18 protein-coding genes and 1 pseudogene are annotated in these 19,092 nt (G+C 46.3%); 9 read left to right on the top strand and 10 right to left on the bottom strand.

Annotated features, from left to right (window positions below):
* Positions 1 to 22: 22 nt before the first annotated feature.
* A complete protein-coding gene (locus ABZR88_RS16140; RefSeq protein ID WP_107826343.1) occupies positions 23 to 532 on the bottom strand; it encodes a DUF3347 domain-containing protein in 510 nt (169 codons plus the stop codon).
* A gap of 265 nt (positions 533 to 797) precedes the next feature.
* Here ABZR88_RS16140 and ABZR88_RS16145 point away from each other — a divergent pair, with 265 nt between their 5' ends.
* Positions 798 to 1,961 (top strand): MFS transporter, encoded by a 1,164-nt coding sequence (locus tag ABZR88_RS16145; RefSeq protein ID WP_107826342.1) that lies wholly within the window; start codon positions 798 to 800, stop codon positions 1,959 to 1,961.
* A 217-nt stretch (positions 1,962 to 2,178) separates the two neighbouring features.
* On the opposite strand, the gene xylA is transcribed toward ABZR88_RS16145, so the two are convergent.
* Both xylA and ABZR88_RS16155 read right to left on the bottom strand, forming a co-directional pair.
* Entirely contained in the window at positions 2,179 to 3,507 is a 1,329-nt protein-coding gene (gene xylA, locus ABZR88_RS16150; RefSeq protein WP_107826341.1) for a xylose isomerase, read from the bottom strand.
* Positions 3,508 to 3,568: 61 nt separating this feature from the next.
* The gene (locus tag ABZR88_RS16155; protein WP_107827081.1) at positions 3,569 to 5,071 is read right to left on the bottom strand and encodes a xylulokinase; all 1,503 of its coding nucleotides are present in this window, start codon (positions 5,069 to 5,071) and stop codon (positions 3,569 to 3,571) included.
* Positions 5,072 to 5,209: 138 nt separating this feature from the next.
* Between ABZR88_RS16155 and ABZR88_RS16160 the strand changes: the two genes are divergently transcribed.
* Positions 5,210 to 6,253, top strand: coding sequence for a LacI family DNA-binding transcriptional regulator (locus ABZR88_RS16160; protein WP_107827080.1), 1,044 nt, complete (start codon positions 5,210 to 5,212; stop codon positions 6,251 to 6,253).
* A 30-nt stretch (positions 6,254 to 6,283) separates the two neighbouring features.
* Positions 6,284 to 7,288, top strand: coding sequence for an aldose epimerase family protein (locus ABZR88_RS16165; protein ID WP_107826340.1), 1,005 nt, complete (start codon positions 6,284 to 6,286; stop codon positions 7,286 to 7,288).
* A 150-nt stretch (positions 7,289 to 7,438) separates the two neighbouring features.
* On the opposite strand, the gene ABZR88_RS16170 is transcribed toward ABZR88_RS16165, so the two are convergent.
* On the bottom strand, positions 7,439 to 7,627 hold the full coding sequence (locus ABZR88_RS16170; protein ID WP_107826339.1) for a hypothetical protein: 189 nt from the start codon (positions 7,625 to 7,627) through the stop codon (positions 7,439 to 7,441).
* A 113-nt stretch (positions 7,628 to 7,740) separates the two neighbouring features.
* Here ABZR88_RS16170 and ABZR88_RS16175 point away from each other — a divergent pair, with 113 nt between their 5' ends.
* On the top strand, positions 7,741 to 8,649 hold the full coding sequence (locus tag ABZR88_RS16175) for a hypothetical protein (RefSeq protein ID WP_146166437.1): 909 nt from the start codon (positions 7,741 to 7,743) through the stop codon (positions 8,647 to 8,649).
* A gap of 37 nt (positions 8,650 to 8,686) precedes the next feature.
* Positions 8,687 to 9,322 (top strand): DsbA family protein, encoded by a 636-nt coding sequence (locus ABZR88_RS16180; RefSeq protein WP_107826337.1) that lies wholly within the window; start codon positions 8,687 to 8,689, stop codon positions 9,320 to 9,322.
* Positions 9,323 to 10,071: 749 nt separating this feature from the next.
* Here the strand turns inward: ABZR88_RS16180 and ABZR88_RS16185 are convergent.
* Together ABZR88_RS16185 and ABZR88_RS16190 are read right to left on the bottom strand one after the other, a co-directional pair.
* Positions 10,072 to 11,145, bottom strand: a complete 1,074-nt coding sequence (locus ABZR88_RS16185; protein WP_107826336.1) for an Ldh family oxidoreductase — start codon at positions 11,143 to 11,145, stop codon at positions 10,072 to 10,074.
* 195 nt (positions 11,146 to 11,340) lie between these two features.
* Positions 11,341 to 12,267, bottom strand: a complete 927-nt coding sequence (locus ABZR88_RS16190; RefSeq protein ID WP_107826335.1) for a cobalamin-binding protein — start codon at positions 12,265 to 12,267, stop codon at positions 11,341 to 11,343.
* 82 nt (positions 12,268 to 12,349) lie between these two features.
* Here ABZR88_RS16190 and ABZR88_RS16195 point away from each other — a divergent pair, with 82 nt between their 5' ends.
* Positions 12,350 to 12,973, top strand: a complete 624-nt coding sequence (locus ABZR88_RS16195) for a LysE family transporter (protein ID WP_107826334.1) — start codon at positions 12,350 to 12,352, stop codon at positions 12,971 to 12,973.
* A 281-nt stretch (positions 12,974 to 13,254) separates the two neighbouring features.
* Here ABZR88_RS16195 and ABZR88_RS16200 read toward each other — a convergent pair whose 3' ends face one another.
* Positions 13,255 to 14,613, bottom strand: coding sequence for an MFS transporter (locus ABZR88_RS16200; protein WP_107826333.1), 1,359 nt, complete (start codon positions 14,611 to 14,613; stop codon positions 13,255 to 13,257).
* A 48-nt stretch (positions 14,614 to 14,661) separates the two neighbouring features.
* The gene (locus ABZR88_RS16205) at positions 14,662 to 15,321 is read right to left on the bottom strand and encodes a bifunctional 4-hydroxy-2-oxoglutarate aldolase/2-dehydro-3-deoxy-phosphogluconate aldolase (protein ID WP_107826332.1); all 660 of its coding nucleotides are present in this window, start codon (positions 15,319 to 15,321) and stop codon (positions 14,662 to 14,664) included.
* A 231-nt stretch (positions 15,322 to 15,552) separates the two neighbouring features.
* On the opposite strand from ABZR88_RS16205, the gene ABZR88_RS16210 reads away from it, so the two are divergent.
* The 3 genes from ABZR88_RS16210 to ABZR88_RS16220 all read left to right on the top strand — a co-directional run bounded on the left by ABZR88_RS16210 (position 15,553) and on the right by ABZR88_RS16220 (position 17,352).
* Positions 15,553 to 16,578 (top strand): sugar kinase, encoded by a 1,026-nt coding sequence (locus ABZR88_RS16210; protein WP_107826331.1) that lies wholly within the window; start codon positions 15,553 to 15,555, stop codon positions 16,576 to 16,578.
* Between the two features lie 98 nt (positions 16,579 to 16,676).
* A complete protein-coding gene (locus ABZR88_RS16215) occupies positions 16,677 to 16,874 on the top strand; it encodes a hypothetical protein (RefSeq protein ID WP_107826330.1) in 198 nt (65 codons plus the stop codon).
* A 28-nt stretch (positions 16,875 to 16,902) separates the two neighbouring features.
* The gene (locus ABZR88_RS16220) at positions 16,903 to 17,352 is read left to right on the top strand and encodes a YhcH/YjgK/YiaL family protein (RefSeq protein WP_107826329.1); all 450 of its coding nucleotides are present in this window, start codon (positions 16,903 to 16,905) and stop codon (positions 17,350 to 17,352) included.
* A gap of 152 nt (positions 17,353 to 17,504) precedes the next feature.
* Here the strand turns inward: ABZR88_RS16220 and ABZR88_RS16225 are convergent.
* Both ABZR88_RS16225 and dnaN read right to left on the bottom strand, forming a co-directional pair.
* A pseudogene (locus tag ABZR88_RS16225) lies at positions 17,505 to 17,660 on the bottom strand (GIY-YIG nuclease family protein); the annotation flags it as partial.
* A gap of 303 nt (positions 17,661 to 17,963) precedes the next feature.
* Complete coding sequence (gene dnaN, locus ABZR88_RS16230) at positions 17,964 to 19,091, bottom strand: DNA polymerase III subunit beta (protein ID WP_107826328.1); 1,128 nt, start codon at positions 19,089 to 19,091, stop codon at positions 17,964 to 17,966.
* Position 19,092 lies beyond the last annotated feature (1 nt).

The following is a 19,092-nucleotide window of genomic DNA, read 5'->3' on the forward strand; positions in this document are numbered from 1 at the left end:
TTTGGGGAGGAGTGGAGGGGCGTTACTGCTTTTGCAACGTCTCTCTCACCTGCCCGCAATCAGGCATATTTTTGCCATAGTACGGATTAGCGATGCTGGTGGTCATACTCAGCCAGTAAGCCTTCTTCATGGGGCAATATTGGCGGTAGAGGGTAAAATCGTTGGTCTTCATGCCTTTCACCACGTTATACATATCGTCAGACAATTTGGCAAAATGCTCACGCTGATGTTTAAGGTTTTGTACCTCGCCAATGTGTTCGCCATTGTAGCGCAGCTTTTCTGAATATTTTGCCCAGATGGCCTTCTTGTCATCATCCATAGTAGAGGCATCCAGCACCTTGATAGCAGCTGTAAACAAACGTGCCTGATTGGAGGCCGCTTTGGCGTCATCACCGGCCAGCGCATCTTTAATGCCCAAGTATGATTTGATCAGCCCGTCCATCGCCGGACCGATAATGATGGCTTTTCTATTGCCCGCAAAACCCGCGGTAGTTATAAATAACGCCAGTAATCCTAATTTCAATGCTTTCATAAATAAAACTCGTTTTGGTATTAAAGCAAATTTAATGTTTTGTTGAGGGATAATAACAGGTTAAAAACCAATAGTAGTTTTCTTTTCCTTCCTACGTTGTCATTTCGAAAGTAGCGCAGCGAAGAGAGAAATCTTAGACGCCTGCCTAGCCACAGGCAAAGCATGGGGGCTAAGATTTCTCCCGTTGGTCGAAATGACATGGAAAAAGAAATTACCACCAACAAATAACTGCACCAATGCTTATTTTTGTGCCTTTTTACGCCACATGTCTCACGAAGCCGTCATTAAATATAACTCACCGCGCAAGGCCCGTATTGCCAGCACGGTGTTCTTTTTTATCTCTGGCTTTGGATATTCGGCCTGGGCATCGCGCATACCATCTATACAGCAGCATCTGCACATGAACGAAGCCCAACTGGGTACCGTACTTTTTGCCATGCCTGTTGGACTAATGTGCACCATGCCCATTACCGGCAAGCTGCTGGGCAGGTACAGCAGTCGCAGTATTATGGTTACAGGTGCGTTGGTATATGCCATTATGCTGGGCTTGCTGGGCTTTGTAAATCAGCAATGGCAGCTGGCCATTATTTTGTTTTTCTTCGGATCATCGCGCAACTTGTTTAATCTGTCGCTTAACGCGCAGTCGGTTAGCTTGCAATCGCTTTATAGCAAATCTATCCTTACCGCCTTTCATGGTGTTTGGAGTCTGGCAGGTTTTGCCGGAGCGGCGCTTGGCTACCTGATGGTACTTTTCAATATCACTCCGCAATGGCATTTGCCGGCGGTGTGTATCAGCATGATTGCGTCCTCCCTTATTTTTTTCCCGGATACACTTTACCACCGGCCGGTAGCAGTGCAGCAAAAGAAACCCGTTTTCTCATTACCTGATAAGTTTCTGCTTAAATTCTCGCTTATCTGCTTTGCCTGTATGGCCTGCGAAAATACGATGTACGATTGGAGCGGTATCTACTTTGAAAAAGCCCTGCACACCACCAAGCAAGGAGCCACTGCCGCCTTTGTATTCTACATGGTAGCCATGACCCTGAGCCGCTTTGCCGGCGATAAGCTGGTGACCCGCCTGGGCATCAAAACCATCCTTAAATATAGCGGCTGGTTTATCCTGGTTGGACTGGCTATTGCGGTAGCCTTCCCCTACCCGCTTACCGCCGGATTGGGTTTTGTATTTACCGGTGCCGGGGTATCATGCGTGGTTCCGCTGGTGTTTAGCATGGCGGGCAAATCAAAAACCATGGGCAGCGCTACGGCATTGGCCGCTATATCTACCATCGGTTACCTTGGCTTTTTGGTGGTACCGCCATTAGTAGGTTATGTGGCTCAAGCAGCCGGGTTGAGGGTAGCGTTTGGCATTATTGCCGCATTGGGTGGATTGATTGTGTGGATGGTAGGAAAAATTCCAAACCAGGATTAAACGAATTTTTAGGATTTACAGGATGCTTATCCCCTTCGTTCCTCGAAATGACGTGTTGGGGGATTGCCGTAACAGGCTGATACAAGTATCCTGTAAATCCTAAAAATCCGTTCAACCCTAGTTCAAATGCAAACGCCCCGGAATTGCTCCGGGGCGTTGCGCCGATTATTAAAAAACCAATTAGCTAATCGTTCAATTAGCTTTAACTGATTAAATTTTAGATGTAACGGTTGATCAGGTTTTCAAGGTATTCTTGTTTACCGCTGGTTACTGCAGGCTCGCCGTTTTGGGCAGCAAAGTTGCGCAGGTCTTCCAGTGATAATTTACCTTCTTCAAACTCTTTACCTTTACCGCCATCAAATGAAGCATAACGCTCGGTGCGGATCTTTTTGAAGTCTGATTTCTGCAGAATCTCGTCAGCTGTAACCAATGCACGGGCAAAGATGTCCATACCGCCAATGTGAGCGTAGAACAAATCGGCAGGATCGGTTGAGTTACGACGGATCTTCGCATCAAAGTTAATACCACCACCTTGTAAGCCACCAGCTTGCAGAATGATCATCATGGCTTCGGTAATCTCGTTGATATCGTTCGGGAACTGGTCAGTATCCCAACCGTTCTGGTAATCGCCACGGTTAGCGTCGATTGAGCCCAGCAAGCCGGCATCGGCAGCAACCTGTAATTCGTGCTGGAAAGTGTGACCGGCCAAAGTAGCGTGGTTTACTTCCAGGTTTAGTTTAAAGTCGTTGAACAAGTCATATTTCTGCAGGAAGCCCAATACGGTAGCTGCATCATAATCATACTGGTGTTTAGATGGCTCGCAAGGTTTTGGCTCGATGAAGAACGTACCTTTAAAGCCTTGTTTACGGGCATAATCTTTAGCCATGTGCAAGAAACGGGCAAAATGCTCCTGCTCACGTTTCATATCGGTATTCAGCAGGCTCATGTAACCTTCGCGACCGCCCCAGAAAACGTAGTTCTCGCCGTTCAGTGCAATGGTAGCATCAATAGCTGCTTTTACCTGTGCACCACCATGAGCCACTACGTGGAAATCAGGGTTGGTAGAAGCACCGTTCATGTAACGGCGGTGACTGAACAGGTTGGCGGTACCCCACAGTAATTTTACACCGCTTTCAGCTTGCTTTTGTTTAGCATACTCTACCAAAGCTTGCAGGCGACGCTCGTTTTCGGCAATATCATTGCCGTAATCTACCACGTCAACATCATGGAAACAGTAGTAAGGCAGGTTCATTTTGGTAATGAACTCAAACGCTGCATCCATCTTGTCTTTTGCGCGCTCAACTGCGTCAGCTTTTTCGTCCCAGGCAAAAACGTGGGTCGGGCCACCAAACGGATCGGCACCATTACCACAGAAAGAGTGCCAGTAAGCACAAGCAAAGCGGAGATGCTCTGCCATAGTTTTGCCGGCTACTACACGGTCTGCCTCATACCAGCGAAATGCCAGCGGATTATCGCTATTACGGCCCTCAAATTTTATTTGGCCAATACCTTTAAAAAACTCGTTGTTTCCTAATGTGATACTCATTTATGTTAACTGTTAATGATTTTGTTATTATTAAAAATTCGATACTTGCGGGGGGATTAGATTATAAGCTGCCGATAAACATTTGCTCGCTCAGCAGTTGCGCCGTCAGGAGATCCTTCCATTCCTGGTAAACCGGCTCATAATCTTTAGTGGTTGGGGTTATGGTTTGCAGGCATTCCATACGCGCAAAGGCCTCTTCAGGCGTGCTGAAAATACCAGCACCAATACCCGCACCCAGAGCAGCGCCCACACTGCCATCATTACGATACAGCTCTACCGGTACGCCGGTTACATTTACAAAAGCCTGCGTAAACAGATCGCTCAGGAACAAGTTGGCTTTGCCGGCACGGATCACCGTTGGGTTCATGCCGTTCTCGCGCATAATATCCAACCCGTAACGGAAGGCACAGGCAATGCCCTCTTGCACGGCGCGCAGCATGTGGCTTTGCGTGTGCAGATTCAGGTCGATGTGGTGGAAATGCACGCCCACCAGTTTATTATTCAGCATACGCTCGGCACCATTGCCAAAAGGCAATATGCGCAGTCCGGCGCTGCCAAGCGGCGCATGTGCCGCCAGGTTATTCATCTCGTTATAGCTCAAACCGGCGCCAAACAGGCTTTTGGCCCAGCGGTACAAACTGCCGGTACCGTTAATGCACAGCAGCACGCCCAGGCGTTTCAGCTCATCGGTATAGTTAACGTGCGCAAAAGTATTTACGCGCGATTGCAGATCAAATGCCAGTTCATCGCTCACACCGTAAATCACACCAGAGGTACCTGCCGTTGCGGCTACCTCGCCGGGTTTCAATACGTTTAATGATAATGCGTTGTTAGGCTGATCGCCCGCTTTGTAAGCCACAGGGATACCGGCTGGCAGCTGCAATTTCTCTGCAACAGACTGCAACAACTGACCATGAGGTGCAAAAACCGGCTTAATTGGCGGGAACAAATTGGTACTGAAACCAAAGTAGTTCAGCACCTCGTCAGACAATCGGTTGCCCTGAAAATCGTAGAAAATACCTTCAGACAATGCCGAAGCCGAAGTGGTTACTTCGCCGGTAAGTTTCATGGCAATATAATCGCCCGGCAACATCACTTTATCTATGCGGCTATAAATCTCAGGCTCATTTTGTTTTACCCAGGCCAGCTTGGCAGCGGTAAAATTACCAGGCGAGTTAAGCAGGTGCGAGAGGCATTGCTCATGTCCTATTTCATCAAAAGCTTTATCGCCTATTTCTACCGCGCGGCTGTCGCACCAAATGATGCTGTCGCGCAGCAAATGCTGATCCTTATCTACCAGCACCAGGCCATGCATTTGGTAGGCAATACCAATGGCTTTGATATCAGCAGGGTTATACGTTTGGGTGGCATGGCAGCGTTGCAGTGCCATCTGGGCCTGCTCCCACCACATATCCGGCGACTGCTCTGCCCAACCCGGCTGATGTACGGTGATGGGCGACTCGCTGTCGGGGTACTGGGCCGAGGCTAACGCTTTCTGCGAAGCCGCATCTACAACAGATACTTTAACTGATGAAGTACCGATATCAATCCCTAATAAAAGCATTTTAGAAGTTAGTTGGCGTGGTTTTTTGTTTATAACCAAGGTTTATAGGTAGCTAAAGTAAATCTTATTTTTAAATTATGCAATCGATTGCAAGATTTTTATCTGAATTATTTTTTTTATACTTACCCACTATTCCAAATGAAGCCTAAAAAACGAGTTACCATTTATGACATTGCCAAAAAGCTGAATTTAACAGCTTCGTCGGTGTCGCGCGCGTTGAACAACAGCAGCCACGTTAACGAGAACACCAAACAACTGATTCTCAAAACGGCGGCCGAGATGAACTATAAGCCCAACTCGCTGGCCTCAAACCTGCGTAAAGGCAAAACGCAAACTATTGGCGTTGTAGTACCGCGCATCAACCAAAACTTTTTTGCCAACGTAATTTCGGGTATTGAGGAGGCCATCTATCAAAAAGGTTATAACCTCATTATCTGTCAATCTAACGAAAATCACGAAAAAGAGGTACAATGCGTAAACACGTTGATGAATCAGCATGTAGATTGTATTGTAATCTCGGTTTCTGCCGATGGTAACGATTACAGTCACCTGCAAAACGCGCTCGATCACAACATCCAGCTCATTCAGTTTGACCGTGTGGCCGAAAACCTGGAAACGCTGAAGGTAATTAACGATACCGAACAGGCGTCGTTCGAAGCCGTATCACACCTGATTGAACAAGGCTACAAACGGATTGCCCTGTTAGAAGGCCCGCAAGTGCTGGGCATTTTCCGTCAGCGTAGAGATGGCTACCTAAATGCCTTAAAAACCAACAACCTGCCGGTAGACGAAAGCTTGATCATCCCCAACTCGTGGACTAAAGAGCAAACTACCGCTAACGTGCGCGCGTTGCTTAGCATGCCAAACCCGCCCGATGCCATCTTCGCCTCGCGCGATGACTTTTCGGCACTCGGTGTACTGGAAGTGGCCAATGATATGGGTGTAAAAGTGCCCGAAGAGCTGGGTATCTGCGGTTACTCTAACGAGGCATTTACGCAAATTACCAGTCCGTCTATCACCACGGTAGATCAACATGCGGTTTATATCGGGCAAACGGTATCTAACCTTTACTTCCACGAGGCAGAGGCTAAAGGAAAAGAAAAAGAGAGCCGCAACTCGCCAAAAACCATCAGCATCAAACCAAAACTTCTTATCAGGGGTTCTACGCAACGTAACAAGTAACCCCAGTATCTGCTTTATACATCTGCTATCATGTCTGCACAGTTTTATACTTTAAAGAATAACTTTATTGAGGTTACGCTTACCAATTATGGTGCGCGTATGACCAGCATTATCATAAACGCCAACGGCCAGAAAACAGAGGTGACCGGCGGTTTCAATAATGTTGATGATTATCTTAAAGCCACGGCTCCTTTTTATGGCGCTACCATCGGTCGCTTTGGCAACCGCATTGCTAACGGCAAATTTGAGCTGAACGGCAAGCACTATCAGCTACCTATAAACAACGGCCCGAACAGCCTGCACGGCGGCAGCGGCTTTCATGATAAACTGTGGCAAGTAACATCTGTGGATGATGTGCATGTAAGCATGGCGTATGTTTCTGCGGATGGCGAAGACGGCTATCCCGGCAAACTGACAGTAACCTTAGTATTTACGCTATTGGAAGACGGTGTGAGTATTGATTACTCTGCACAGACTGATGCACCAACCGTCATCAACCTTACCAACCATAATTATTATAATCTGAACGGCGAGGGTAACGGCGACATACTGAAGCACACCCTTTATGTTAATGCTGATGCTTTGGTAGCAGTTAACAGTAACTTGATACCTACCGGTGAGCTGATGCCGGTTGAGGGCACCGCCTTTGATTTTCGCAAGGAGCAGAAGATTGGCCCGCGTATTAACGATGCGCACGAGCAAATGCAAACCGGCAACGGCTATGACCATACCTATGTATTGAACAAACCTGAGCCCGGCGACTTAACCTTGGCCGGCCGTTTAACCGGCGACATTAGCGGCATTTATCTGGATGTTTACACCACAGAGCCGGGCATGCAGGTTTATACCGGCAATTTTATGGACGGCACCAACACCTTCCAGAATGGCGCGAAAGACGATTTCAGAACGATGGTGGCACTGGAAACCCAGCATTTCCCGGACTCGCCTAATCATCCTGAATTTCCAAGCACAGTTTTAAATCCGGACGAGACATTTACCTCCGCATCGGTTTACCGCTTTGGAGTGAAGGTGTAAATTAGCTTAATTCAGGTTATTTAATTTTCGAGATAACCGATAATGTCATCCCGAACGATAGCGAGGGATCTTTTCGAACATGCGTCCCATCATGTCGCTCCGAAAAGGTCTCTCCCTTTGGTCGAGATGACATATTTTATTAATAACCAATCACTCTTTCAACTCTTCCCAGTACACAATATCTACGTAAAGGCCGTTTTGCGAGGCTACCTGGGCCTTTATTTTGTCCAGATGTTCACGCAGGGTTAGCTCATCCAGCTCTTCTTCAATCGAGTGGTAGTAAATGGTATTGCCCGTTTGGCTGTTAACAAACTTGTATTTTTTGCAGTTGGTATCCATAGCACAACGTTTGCCTTTATAGCTACAACATTTGGCTCAACTATTTGCTTTATAAAATATTAACAAAAAGCAGATACAATAAGTGCTATTTTTGCGCCGTTATAAATACCCCGATGATGAATTTTTTTAAAAAGAAACGAATATTGGTTCCCACGGCTATTATGATGATGCTGGTGGCAGCCTATGCTCAAAAATTATCATCAGAAAAAGAGGTTTTAGTGGGTACATTGCAAGGCTCAACACTCGATGAAATTTCGGGTATTGCGGCTTCTTCTGTTTATCCGGATGTGCTTTACGTGCACAATGATAGCGGTGATAGCAGTCGCTTTTTTGCTATCACACCTAAAGGTGATTTAAAAGCCACCTATCATTTTACCGGCGAGAAAGGCATAGCTTTAGGCGTACGCGATTGTGAGGACATAGCCGTTGGTCCGGGACCGGAGGCTGGCAAGAGCTATGTTTACCTGGGCGACATTGGCGATAACAAAGCTGATTATCCCTATGTCACCGTTTATCGCTTTGATGAGCAAGCTACTAAACCCGATGCTGCAAATAAGAATATTGCCAGCGACCGCGTGTATCTAAAATACCCCGATGGGCCACGTGATGCAGAAACGCTGATGATAGATCCGATTGAAAAGCTGATCTACATTGTTTCTAAGCGCAGCGGTTCTGTAAATGTTTATACTACTCCTTTAGACTTTAAAGGAAACGATACGCTTACGCTGACCAAACGCGTAAGCATTCACTTTGGTGGCCTGCCTCCTTTTAAATGGATCACTGCGGGCGATATTTCTAAAGACGGCAGCCAGATCCTGCTGCGTAACTACCAGCATGTTTACTATTGGCAGCGCCTTCCTGGCGAACCGGCCTGGCAAACCATGACGCGCAAGCCCCGTAAAATGTACTACAAGAGTGAAAAGCAGGGCGAAGCGGTGGGTTTTACGGCCGATGGCAAAGGTTACTACACCACCAGCGAGGGACAAGGCGAGCCCATCTATTACTATCGCCTGACACAGTAATTTACATTTTAGCACCCGGGAAACCTAACTTAGCTGCATGATAAAAGTTGAGATATGGTCAGACGTGGTATGCCCGTTCTGCTACATTGGCAAACGCCGTTTTGAGGAAGCTTTAAATGATTTTGCAGGCAAACACGATGTAAGCATCATCTGGAAAAGTTACCTGCTGAACCCATACCTAAAAACCGATCCAACCATCAGTATCAATCAATACCTTGCCGACGCCAAAGGCTGGGACCTTGCCTATGCGGAAGACCTGAACCGCCAGGTAACCGAAATGGCACAGGGTGTAGATCTGTCTTACCGGATGGATCAGATTGTAGTAGCCAACAGTTTCAACGCCCATCGCCTGGCCCACCTGGCTACCGCTAAGGGTTTTGGTGAGGGTGCAGAAGAAGCCCTTTTTAAAGCTTACTTTACCGAAGGCCGTAATATTGATGATACGGAAACACTGATCGCCATCGGTATTTCCCTCGGTTTGCAAGAAGCAGACATTCGCCAAATGCTGAGCACTGATCAATATGAAGCCGAAGTAAAAATGGATATTGCCGAAGCACAGCAGCTCGGCATCAGAGGGGTGCCTTTCTTTTTGTTTAACGAGAAATTTGCGGTGTCTGGCGCACAGCCGGTAGAGGTTTTTTTGCAAGCGCTGGAGAAAGCAGCGGGAGCGTAAGCGCCTATTGGCAATAGCTTTGACTCTGTTGCTATTATGATCTGTTCGTGCAAATCGGCCTTCCGTCCCGCTCAATCGCCGCGGGAGGGCTTGTTACTTTTTGGCGAAAAAGTAACCAAAACGCTTTGACAGCGGAATGCTTCTTTTGCCGCACGGGGCCTATCCTGCAAATCAATCAAAACCACAGGGCGCCACTTCAACGCCTCCGCTAACGCTGCACACAATCCCAACGCTTCAGGCGTCGAAGATGAATGCCCTTTCCTGCCGCACAGCCCAACTTGTTCTGCCTGATTTCATCCAGAAGCTACCCGCTGTCGGCCACCGCGCCCAATTGTCTGTCTTGAACCAAGATTCATAAGATTTTGAGGATTTATAGGATGCTTATCAAACTTAGATCCTGAAAATCATTCGAATCCTAAAAATCCTGGTTCAAAACTAAAAAAAGCGTAGGGCTGTCAAAACGCCGGGCCGGGCGTTGGCGGGAATGCCGTAAAATTTGACTGCGCTGCGCGCGTCAAATTTACGCAGGGCGCGGAGAAGGAATCGTTTTGACTTGATTTATTCAGGAGTTCAATTTGTTTTAATAGGCCTTTGTGAGTTCGCTATCGCTCAGTTTTTGGTTACTTTTTGATCAAGCAAAAAGTGACTAGCCTCCGCGGCAATGAGCGGGCTACAGAACATCACAGTATGAACCGTTGAAAAAGCAGGAACTTATTTGAAGAGCGCTAGAACCAGCACCACGCAAGAACTTACAATCCCTCTAACCCAAACCTCACCGCCAACTCATTCAGATCTTTTACAACTGCGTCAACCAGCGGAATCCCCTCTTTAATGCGGATAGCCTCGGCTTCCAACTCTGGTTCACCGGGAATAATAACCGGTTGTGCTTCATCAACGCGTGACGCGCTTTTAAAGCGTTCAATCCAGTTATCCATATCGGCTTTGAAATCAGCAACAGGGCGGAAACCATCTACCCGCATAGCACCCAGGAAATGACCAATACCTAATCCCGGCGGATTTGGTGCCGGATCCATAAAGGCTACAAACGGCGGCACCCACGGTCCGTAATTGGCTCCTGATAACACCGCAGAAAGAATATCTACCGTAGCACTCAATCCAAAGCCTTTATGACTGCCATGATCACGATCGCTACCCAAAGGCAACAATGAACCACCTGATTTCAGTGCGTGCGGATCTGTAGTGTAAGCACCCTGTTTATCTTGTATCCAACCTTCAGGCACCTGCTTGCCGCTGCGCTGGGCAATTTCCAGCTTACCATTAGCCGCCGCAGATGTGGCCATATCCACTATCACCGGGGCGTGTTTGCCTGCCGGGAACGCATAACACATGGGATTGGTGCCCAGCATCTTTTCATTACTAAAAGTAGGCGCCACCAGCGGACTAGCATTGGTCATGGCAAAGCCTATCATATCTTTTTCTACCGCCATCAGTCCATGGTAACCGGCAATACCAAAATGATTGGAGTTACGTACCGATACCCAGCCCGAACCGTATTTTTCTGCCTTTTCTATGGCAATCTGCATGGCAAAAGGCGCTACCACCAACCCCAGGCCTGCATCGCCGTCAACGGTAGCGGTGGTGGGCGTTTCATGTACAATTTTGATATCCGGCGTGGAGTTGATGCGCTTTTTGTCCCACAGGCGTACGTATCCGGCTAAACGTGCCAAACCGTGAGAGTCGATGCCGCGCAGATCTGATTTCAAGAGTACGTCGGCAGCTAATTCAGCATGGGCCTTGCTGCAGCCTATGGATAGGAATACCTGTTGGGTAAAAGTTCTGAGTTTGGGTTCTGAAATAATCATATAAGACAGATTATATAATAACGTCATTGCGAGGAACGAAGACAACCGACCGGAGGGAGCTCATTAATACCATTAGAAACAAATAATAATATTAATAATTCCTGTACAGGTCGATCAAATATGCTCTTCCGATTTGCATACGCAGAGATTGCTTCGTCCCTCGCAATGACGTGGTAGTTTATTCAAGTTTATTTCCTACAACCCAAACTTCACCCAACCATTCCCCTCATACCCGAAGATGAACTGTTTGGGATTAATGATCTCGGCCAGTATCTCTACCGAATCCACAATACGTGGGCCCGGTCGATTGAAATATTGATTACCGTCGGTAATGTAGAAGCGGTTGTTCTTTACGGCTTTCAGCTCGTTAAAGCCGGGATGTTGTAAAATTAAACTTACCTCGCGCATGGTACGATCTATAGAAAATCCGCAAGGCATCAGCACAATAATATCCGGATCAACAGCCTGAATATCCTCCCATTTAACATAGGGCGAGTGGGCACCGGTTTGCGCCAGTATTGGCACGCCGCCTGCCAGTTCAACCATTTCGGGGATCCAGTTACCGCTAATCATCAGCGGTTCCAGCCATTCAATACAGGCAACCGTAGGCTTATCGGTAATAAATTTCAGCTTATGGCGGATGATGTCCAATCGCTCCTCCAATAGTTCCAACAGTTCCTCACCTTGCGGGATGGCATCCAGCGCGATGGCCACCTGGCGGATATTCTCAAAAATATCGTCTAGCTTGGCCGGAGATAAGGATACGATGCTGGCCGGTTTCTCTAGGTAATCATCCAACGCCTGCTCCACTTCTTCTAAGGATACCGCGCAGACCTCGCACTGGGCCTGAGTAATTAGTACATCAGGCTGCAGATCTTTGATCACCTCGCGTTTAACGGAGTAAACCGATAGCGCTTCGGCCAGTATTTCTTTTACTTTCGTGTCAATCTCGGCGCTGCTCAGGCCATCTTCAAAGTTGGCTTCAGAGCAAACAGGGAGTCGTTTTACGCCTTCAGGATAATCGCACTCGTGCGAGCGGCCTACCAGGTCTGCCTGTAAACCAAGGGCACAAACAATTTCGGTAGCTGCGGGTAATAATGATATAATTTTTTGCCGGGGCATCAATTTTATTTTAAGTCGATGCAAATAACGGCAAATTCAAAATTTAACCGAAATATAATGAAGGTAGTTTAACTTTGGGGCGATGATCTTTTTAACCTTCTTCCTTGGCCTTATCGTCAATTTCATCGGGTATGTCCCGCCGGGCAACATCAACTTAACGCTGGTGCAGATTACCATTAATCGCGGCATGAAGCATGCGCTGCAGTTTATGATCGCATTCTCATGCGTCGAGTTTTTCTTTACCTTCTTTATTATTCATGCAGATAGGTGGCTCTCGCAGCAGGTACACCTGGATACGGCTATTGATTGGGTAATGGTAGCGCTATTCGGCACATTGGGTACACTGATGTGGGTAAACCGCAACAAACCACCTAAAACAACATACTCTAACACGGCCAGCATTAAATACGGTATTATTCTGGGCGCCCTTAACCCTATGCAGGTGCCGTTCTGGATGATTGCGGGTACTTACCTGGTTACGCACCAGTGGATAGAAATTGATAACGTTGCGTTGACGATATTCAGCCTGGGCTCTGCAGCCGGTGCATTTTCATGCCTGTTTCTCTATGCAAAATTTGCCTGTTACATACAAGGCCGCTTTGCATTGAGCACCCGGTTTATTAATACGGGCATATCGATGCTGTTCTTCTCTTTTGCTGCTTATCATATTTTTAAGCAACTCTATATTATATTTTTCAAGCATTAAACCCCTCCCAGCCTCCCCGTCGGGCAGTAGCTTAAACGGCGGCCAGAGGCCGCGGGATAATCGTCACTCGGCTGGAGCCGAGCGACTGCGAGAAGATTTCAAACAGAAAAAGCGACTATGTCGCTTTTTCTGTTTACCCAACTTGCAATCGCTCGCGTCTTCGCGAGTGATGACTATCCCGCGGCCTTTGGTCGTCGCCGTCAAAACAAAGAGGCCTTGCTCATTTGAGCAAGGCCTCTTCTTAACTTTATCTCCTCCCTTCGGGAAGGCATTGAGAGGTGTTATGCGTTAGACATGTCCACCGCCTTTGTTGACAGGAATTTAATGATAACCCAGGCAATAATATAAGACAGCGCACAAATGGCAAACATAATAGCATATGCGTGCTCTGGCGTTGCTTTGTAAAGATCGGTTAAATAACCTGCTACTTTTTGAACAACAGCACCACCCAGGCCACCAGCTAAACCACCGATACCTGTAACAGACCCAACTGCACGTTTTGGAAACATATCAGAAACGGTAGTAAACAGGTTGGCAGACCATGCCTGGTGCGCAGCCGCCCCAATACAAATTACCCCAATAGCCAGTATAGATGCATTGGCACCAAAGTGAGCCACATTACCAAAGTATTGTGTTGATAACAACGCAATAGGGAAGAGTGCAATAACAAACATAGATAACATGCGTGCTTTTCTTACTTCCATGCCTCTGTTAATCATAAACATTGGGATACTGCCGCCAAATGTACTACCAAATATAGCTATACCATACACAATAAATGTTGGCCACATTACCTCGTGGGTAGTCATATGGAACTGTTTCTTCAGGTAATCTGGCAACCAGAACAGCAGGAACCACCAGATACCATCTGTCATAAACTTACCTACAAAAAATGCCCACGTTTGCGGATAAGTTAACAACTTACCCCATGACATTTTATTCTCAACAGCAACATCTTCAGACGGAGCTACATGAGCAGCTACCAGTTCATCGCTGTGGATGTAATCATACTCCTCTTTTGTGAGGTTTTTACATTTCGCAGGCGGGTTATATAATGCAAACCAGAAGATTAACCATAAAAAGCCAACCGCACCGGTAATAATATAAGCATACTTCCATCCCGGCTCAACACCCCAGGTTAACAAACACCATGGCACAAACAGTGATGCCAGCATGGCGCCGATGTTTGAACCGCTGTTGAAGATACCTGTAGCCAGCGCGCGTTCTTTTTTAGGGAACCACTCTGCAACGGTTTTGATAGAAGCCGGGAAGTTACCGCCCTCACCAATACCAAATAAGCTACGGATGATGATGTGCATGGAAACAGCACTACCAGCCAAAGCATTCAGCATACCAAAAAACGACCATACAATTAACGACAACGCCAAGCCCAGCTTGGTACCAATTTTATCGATCAAAGCACCGGCCGCTACCGTCATGCCTGCATAGAACAGGGTAAAGAAAGTGGTTACGTTACTATAATCGCTATTTGACCATCCGAAACCGCCTTTTTCTTTTGGTGTGGAAAAGAAATCTTTCAGGTAACTAATTACCTGGCGATCCATATAGTTGATGGTTGTGGAAAACAACAGCAGGGTAATAATCACCCACCTGTATCTTCCAATTTTCGTCTCGTTCATTTTGGCTCTTGGTTATTTAGGTATATGCTTTATATATGTATTTAATAATTATCTGCTTGCTTTAACAATTTCCAGAGCTGCTTTAGTATCAGCAGTCAGCTGCTCATATTTCTGCTCTTCCATCAGTTGTTTAGTGATCAGCTTGCTGCCCATGCCTACAGCACAAACGCCTGCTTTAAACCAGCCACCAATGTTTTCGGTAGTCAGTTCTACACCACCGGTTGGCATAAACAACATACCAGGGAACAGTTCTTTAATACCAGAAAGGAAGCTTGGGCCTAACATGTTACCAGGGAACAGTTTAATTACTTTAGCGCCCAGGTTTTCAGCTTTGATAATCTCAGACGGAGTCATACAGCCAGGGATCCACAATAAACCAGCTTTTTCTGCTACCGGGATTACTTCTTCAACCAATCCGGGGCTAATGATGTAATCTGCACCAGCATCCACAAAATCCTGAGCTTGTTTAGCATTTTTAATAGTGCCTACACCCAGGTACATACCGCCCAGTTCTTTATCACATACCTCACGCAGTTTGGCAAAATTTTTCAGAGCTGCCTCGCCACGGTTAGTGTATTCAATTGTTTTAACACCGGCGTTGTACAGCGCACGCAGAATGTTAACGCTTACTTCGGCATCTTTATTAAAATACAAAGGCAAAATACCCTGCTCAGGGATCAGTTTCAGGATGGTTTCTTTCTTATCCATTGCTATGTTATTAGTACTTCAGATTTATTTGGGGCCTAAAGTATAAAGAAATCAGTTAAACACGGCATACTAATCTGTAATTAATTCAAATAAATCAGCGCAATCGTTACCGGGCTTTTTTTTTATAAAAACTTAGTAATTAGTTAGGTTTAAATGTATTTTTGGCCTCCATCGGCAAAGCCGAGTAATTTTGTAGTTTTATTTTTTAATTTTTAAAAAGTATCAATCACGATGTCTAAAAAAGTCGTAACCCTGGGTGAGATAATGTTGCGTTTATCAACCCCTGATTTCAAAAGATTTGTTCAGGCCGATACCTTCGATATCACTTACGGTGGTGGCGAAGCCAACGTTTCTGCTGCACTGTGCAACTATGGTTTAAATGGCACCTTCGTGTCTAAAGTACCTAATAACCCTATCGGTCAGGCTGCTATCAACCACCTGCGTCGTTACGGTGTTGATACCCAGTTTGTGGCACGCGGTGGCGACCGTCTGGGCATCTACTTTTTAGAAACAGGTGCTTCTATGCGCGCTTCTCAGGTTGTTTATGACCGCGCCGGCGCTTCTATTGCCGACGTTGATGCAAGCGAATTTAACTGGGATGCTATTTTTGAAGGTGCTGACTGGTTCCACACTACCGGTATCACTCCAGCGCTGAGCGACAAAGCTGCTGAGTTAACCCTGGCTGCTCTGAAAGCTGCTAAAGCAAAAGGCATCACTACTTCTATTGACCTGAACTACCGCAAAAAATTGTGGAGCAAAGAAAAAGCACGCAAAGTAATGACTGAGCTGTGCCAATATGTTGACGTTTGTATTGGTAACGAAGAAGATGCTGACACCACTTTAGGTTTCACATCTGAAGGTACCGACGTAACTAAAGGTGAACTGAACCTGGACGGTTACAAAAGCGTTTTCAAACAGATGAAAGAGAAATTTGGTTTCAAACACATCGCTTCTACCCTACGCGAAAGCCACAGCGCAAGCGACAACGGCTGGAGCGCGTTGGTGTATGACGGTAACGAATTCTACCACACTAAACAGTACGAAGTTCGTATCGTTGACCGTGTAGGTTCTGGCGACTCATTCGCTTCAGGCTTTATCTTCGGTCTGGTAACTGGTATGAGCCAGGGCGATGCTGCTGAGTTTGGCGTTGCTGCTTCTGCACTGAAACACACCATCCCTGGCGATTTGAACCACGCTACCCTGAACGAGGTGAAAGACCTGGTTAAAGGTGACGGTTCTGGCCGCGTACAGCGTTAATAAGAAGTCCGGAAGCTGGGTTAGACCGAAAGTCCGGAAGTCAAAATATAGAATCCGTCCCACATGCAAGTGGGGCGGATTTTTAGTTAGCTATCAGGATGCCGATCAATAAAGACGAAATATTGAATTCTTACAAATGGATCAAAGTACCACGATATGTGGACGATGAATCATTAACCTGGGAGGAACGGTATAAACGCCTTGACGAACATCACGTTCGCGAAACCACTTTTCTGGTAGAAAAAATACGTGAACTGGCTAAGCTCCTTCCGGATACACCTCAAGAAAACATCTAACATAAACAATCCTTAAACTAAAAACATTATGATTATCGATACTTTAGCAAACGGCCACAAATACGCTGCTTTGCACCCACAATTTAAAGCTGCTTTTGATTACCTGACCAGCACTGATCTGAACGCACTGGAAGTTGGTAAACTGGAAGTTGCAGGCATGAAAACTGCCGTAATGGAAAAAGAAGGCGTAACCGCCGAAACTGCCTCTGAAAAATTTGAGTGTCACAACAACAATATCGATATCCAGGTATTGATCAGCGGCACCGAAACCATGGGCTGGACTCCACGCGAAAACTGCACTGCTCCAAAAGGCGAATACAACCCGGAGAAAGACGTATTATTTTATGCCGACAAACCACAAATGCATTTCACCCTGGAAGCCGGTCAGTTTGTGATCTTCTACCCTGAGGATGTACACGCACCAATGATTGGTGACGGCGTGATTAAAAAACTGGTTGTGAAAGTACCAAAGGCGTAATTTCATATGCCAATATAACAAGAAAGGCAAGCGTTAACGCTTGCCTTTCTTGTTATGGTCCTCATTTGTCATTCCGAACGAACCTGCGTTGGGTTGCGCCTGGCGTGAGGAGGAATCTTATACAGCATTCGTTCCACAGCGGCTTTCTAAACTTAAAGTTCCCCATTCAGAAAACGCCATTGAGAGTTAACAGACTCTATTAATGTAATCTTCTTCTCTCTCCGCCATGCTTTGAGTTCCTTCTCTCTTGTTATTGCCTGATTAATATCAGTATAGTGTTCATAGTATATCAGATACCGGCAATAGTATTTGCCCGTAAAAGAATCACCGTTCCCTCTATTTTCAGTATGCTCGTTTAATCTTCTTTCAGATCATTAGTTACACCGATGTATAAAATTCTCTTTGTAGAATTAGTGGTGATATAGACGTAGAAGTTATTGCCCCACATGGTTTGGTTAGGTTGATCATCTAAAATAGCAAAGTGAAATAGTATGGCATATAAGATTTCTCACTATCGTTCGAAATGACAAGAAATTCTAAATATAGCCCTATCCCATAAAAAAAGCCGGCATCGCGCCGGCTTTTCTTGGATCTATAATTTAAGTCTATACTTATGCGTAGTTGTTGAGCATTACCGGCATTACCAGCATCAGCACGTCTTCGTTTTCGTCGCCGCCTTGTGGTAATAGTAGACCGGCACGGTTCGGGGTCGACATGTGTAATGCCACCTCTTCGCCGCTCAGGTTTTTCAGCATCTCGATCAGGAAACGGGCATTGAAACCAATCTCCATATCGTCGCCTTCGTACTGACAGCTCAGACGCTCGTGCGCCTCGTTGCTGAAGTCGATATCTTCAGACGAGATCTGCAGCTCGCTGCCATTTATTTTTAAACGCACCTGGTGGGTGGTTTTGTTAGCGTAAATAGCCACACGGCTCAATGAACCCAGGAATGCCAGACGATCAATCGTCAAACGGTTTGGATTATTTTGTGGAATAACCGCTTCGTAATCTGGGTAACGCTCATCAATCAGACGACAAACTAAGTTGATGCTACCAAACTTGAAGAAAGCGCTGGTGGTGTTGTACTCTACTGCCACGTTAACATCGTCAGACGGCAGGGCAGATTTCAGCAGGTTCAAAGCCTTTTTAGGAAGGATAAACGATGAAGCCGCTTCAGCCTTAGCATCTTTACGACGGTAGCGCACCAGTTTGTGTGCGTCTGTGGCCACAAAAGTGATAGACTGTGGCGACAGCTGACAGAAAACACCAGTCATTGCCGGGCGCAACTCATCATTACTTACCGCAAAGATGGTTTTGTTAATAGCCTCTGCCAGTACAGATGCAGGCAGGTTAACTGATGAAGCGTTCTCTACCACCGGGATCTTTGGAAAATCGTCGCCGTTCTCGCCGCTTAGTTTGTATTTACCGTCGCCGGCATTGATCTCAATAGCGAAGGTTTTATCGTCAACGTTGAAAGCTACCGGCTGTTCTGGTAATGATTTCAGCGTATCCAACAAAATGCGTGAAGGGATGGCAATACGGCCGTTCTCCTTAGCATCAGTCAGCGCCAGCGATGTGGTCATGCTGGTTTGCAGATCGGTAGCCGAGATAGTGAGGCTGCCGTCTTTAATTTCAAATAAAAAGTTTTCTAGTATCGGCAATACGGTACTGTTGCTAAGCGCGCCGCTTACAGACTGTAGTTGCTTTAGTAACGTAGATGTCGAAACAATGAATCTCATA

The sequence above is a fragment of the Mucilaginibacter yixingensis genome (assembly GCF_041080815.1).
Taxonomy (GTDB): Bacteria; Bacteroidota; Bacteroidia; order Sphingobacteriales; family Sphingobacteriaceae; genus Mucilaginibacter; species Mucilaginibacter yixingensis.

What these genes read in the sequence shown, in the direction of transcription:
- ABZR88_RS16140 (WP_107826343.1), bottom strand. Translation starts at nt 532, where the DNA reads ATGAAAGCATTGAAATTAGGATTACTGGCGTTATTTATAACTACCGCG.
- ABZR88_RS16145 (WP_107826342.1), top strand. Translation starts at nt 798, where the DNA reads ATGTCTCACGAAGCCGTCATTAAATATAACTCACCGCGCAAGGCCCGT.
- xylA (WP_107826341.1), bottom strand. Translation starts at nt 3,507, where the DNA reads ATGAGTATCACATTAGGAAACAACGAGTTTTTTAAAGGTATTGGCCAA.
- ABZR88_RS16155 (WP_107827081.1), bottom strand. Translation starts at nt 5,071, where the DNA reads ATGCTTTTATTAGGGATTGATATCGGTACTTCATCAGTTAAAGTATCT.
- ABZR88_RS16160 (WP_107827080.1), top strand. Translation starts at nt 5,210, where the DNA reads ATGAAGCCTAAAAAACGAGTTACCATTTATGACATTGCCAAAAAGCTG.
- ABZR88_RS16165 (WP_107826340.1), top strand. Translation starts at nt 6,284, where the DNA reads ATGTCTGCACAGTTTTATACTTTAAAGAATAACTTTATTGAGGTTACG.
- ABZR88_RS16170 (WP_107826339.1), bottom strand. Translation starts at nt 7,627, where the DNA reads ATGGATACCAACTGCAAAAAATACAAGTTTGTTAACAGCCAAACGGGC.
- ABZR88_RS16175 (WP_146166437.1), top strand. Translation starts at nt 7,741, where the DNA reads ATGATGAATTTTTTTAAAAAGAAACGAATATTGGTTCCCACGGCTATT.
- ABZR88_RS16180 (WP_107826337.1), top strand. Translation starts at nt 8,687, where the DNA reads ATGATAAAAGTTGAGATATGGTCAGACGTGGTATGCCCGTTCTGCTAC.
- ABZR88_RS16185 (WP_107826336.1), bottom strand. Translation starts at nt 11,145, where the DNA reads ATGATTATTTCAGAACCCAAACTCAGAACTTTTACCCAACAGGTATTC.
- ABZR88_RS16190 (WP_107826335.1), bottom strand. Translation starts at nt 12,267, where the DNA reads ATGCCCCGGCAAAAAATTATATCATTATTACCCGCAGCTACCGAAATT.
- ABZR88_RS16195 (WP_107826334.1), top strand. Translation starts at nt 12,350, where the DNA reads ATGATCTTTTTAACCTTCTTCCTTGGCCTTATCGTCAATTTCATCGGG.
- ABZR88_RS16200 (WP_107826333.1), bottom strand. Translation starts at nt 14,613, where the DNA reads ATGAACGAGACGAAAATTGGAAGATACAGGTGGGTGATTATTACCCTG.
- ABZR88_RS16205 (WP_107826332.1), bottom strand. Translation starts at nt 15,321, where the DNA reads ATGGATAAGAAAGAAACCATCCTGAAACTGATCCCTGAGCAGGGTATT.
- ABZR88_RS16210 (WP_107826331.1), top strand. Translation starts at nt 15,553, where the DNA reads ATGTCTAAAAAAGTCGTAACCCTGGGTGAGATAATGTTGCGTTTATCA.
- ABZR88_RS16215 (WP_107826330.1), top strand. Translation starts at nt 16,677, where the DNA reads ATGCCGATCAATAAAGACGAAATATTGAATTCTTACAAATGGATCAAA.
- ABZR88_RS16220 (WP_107826329.1), top strand. Translation starts at nt 16,903, where the DNA reads ATGATTATCGATACTTTAGCAAACGGCCACAAATACGCTGCTTTGCAC.
- dnaN (WP_107826328.1), bottom strand. Translation starts at nt 19,091, where the DNA reads ATGAGATTCATTGTTTCGACATCTACGTTACTAAAGCAACTACAGTCT.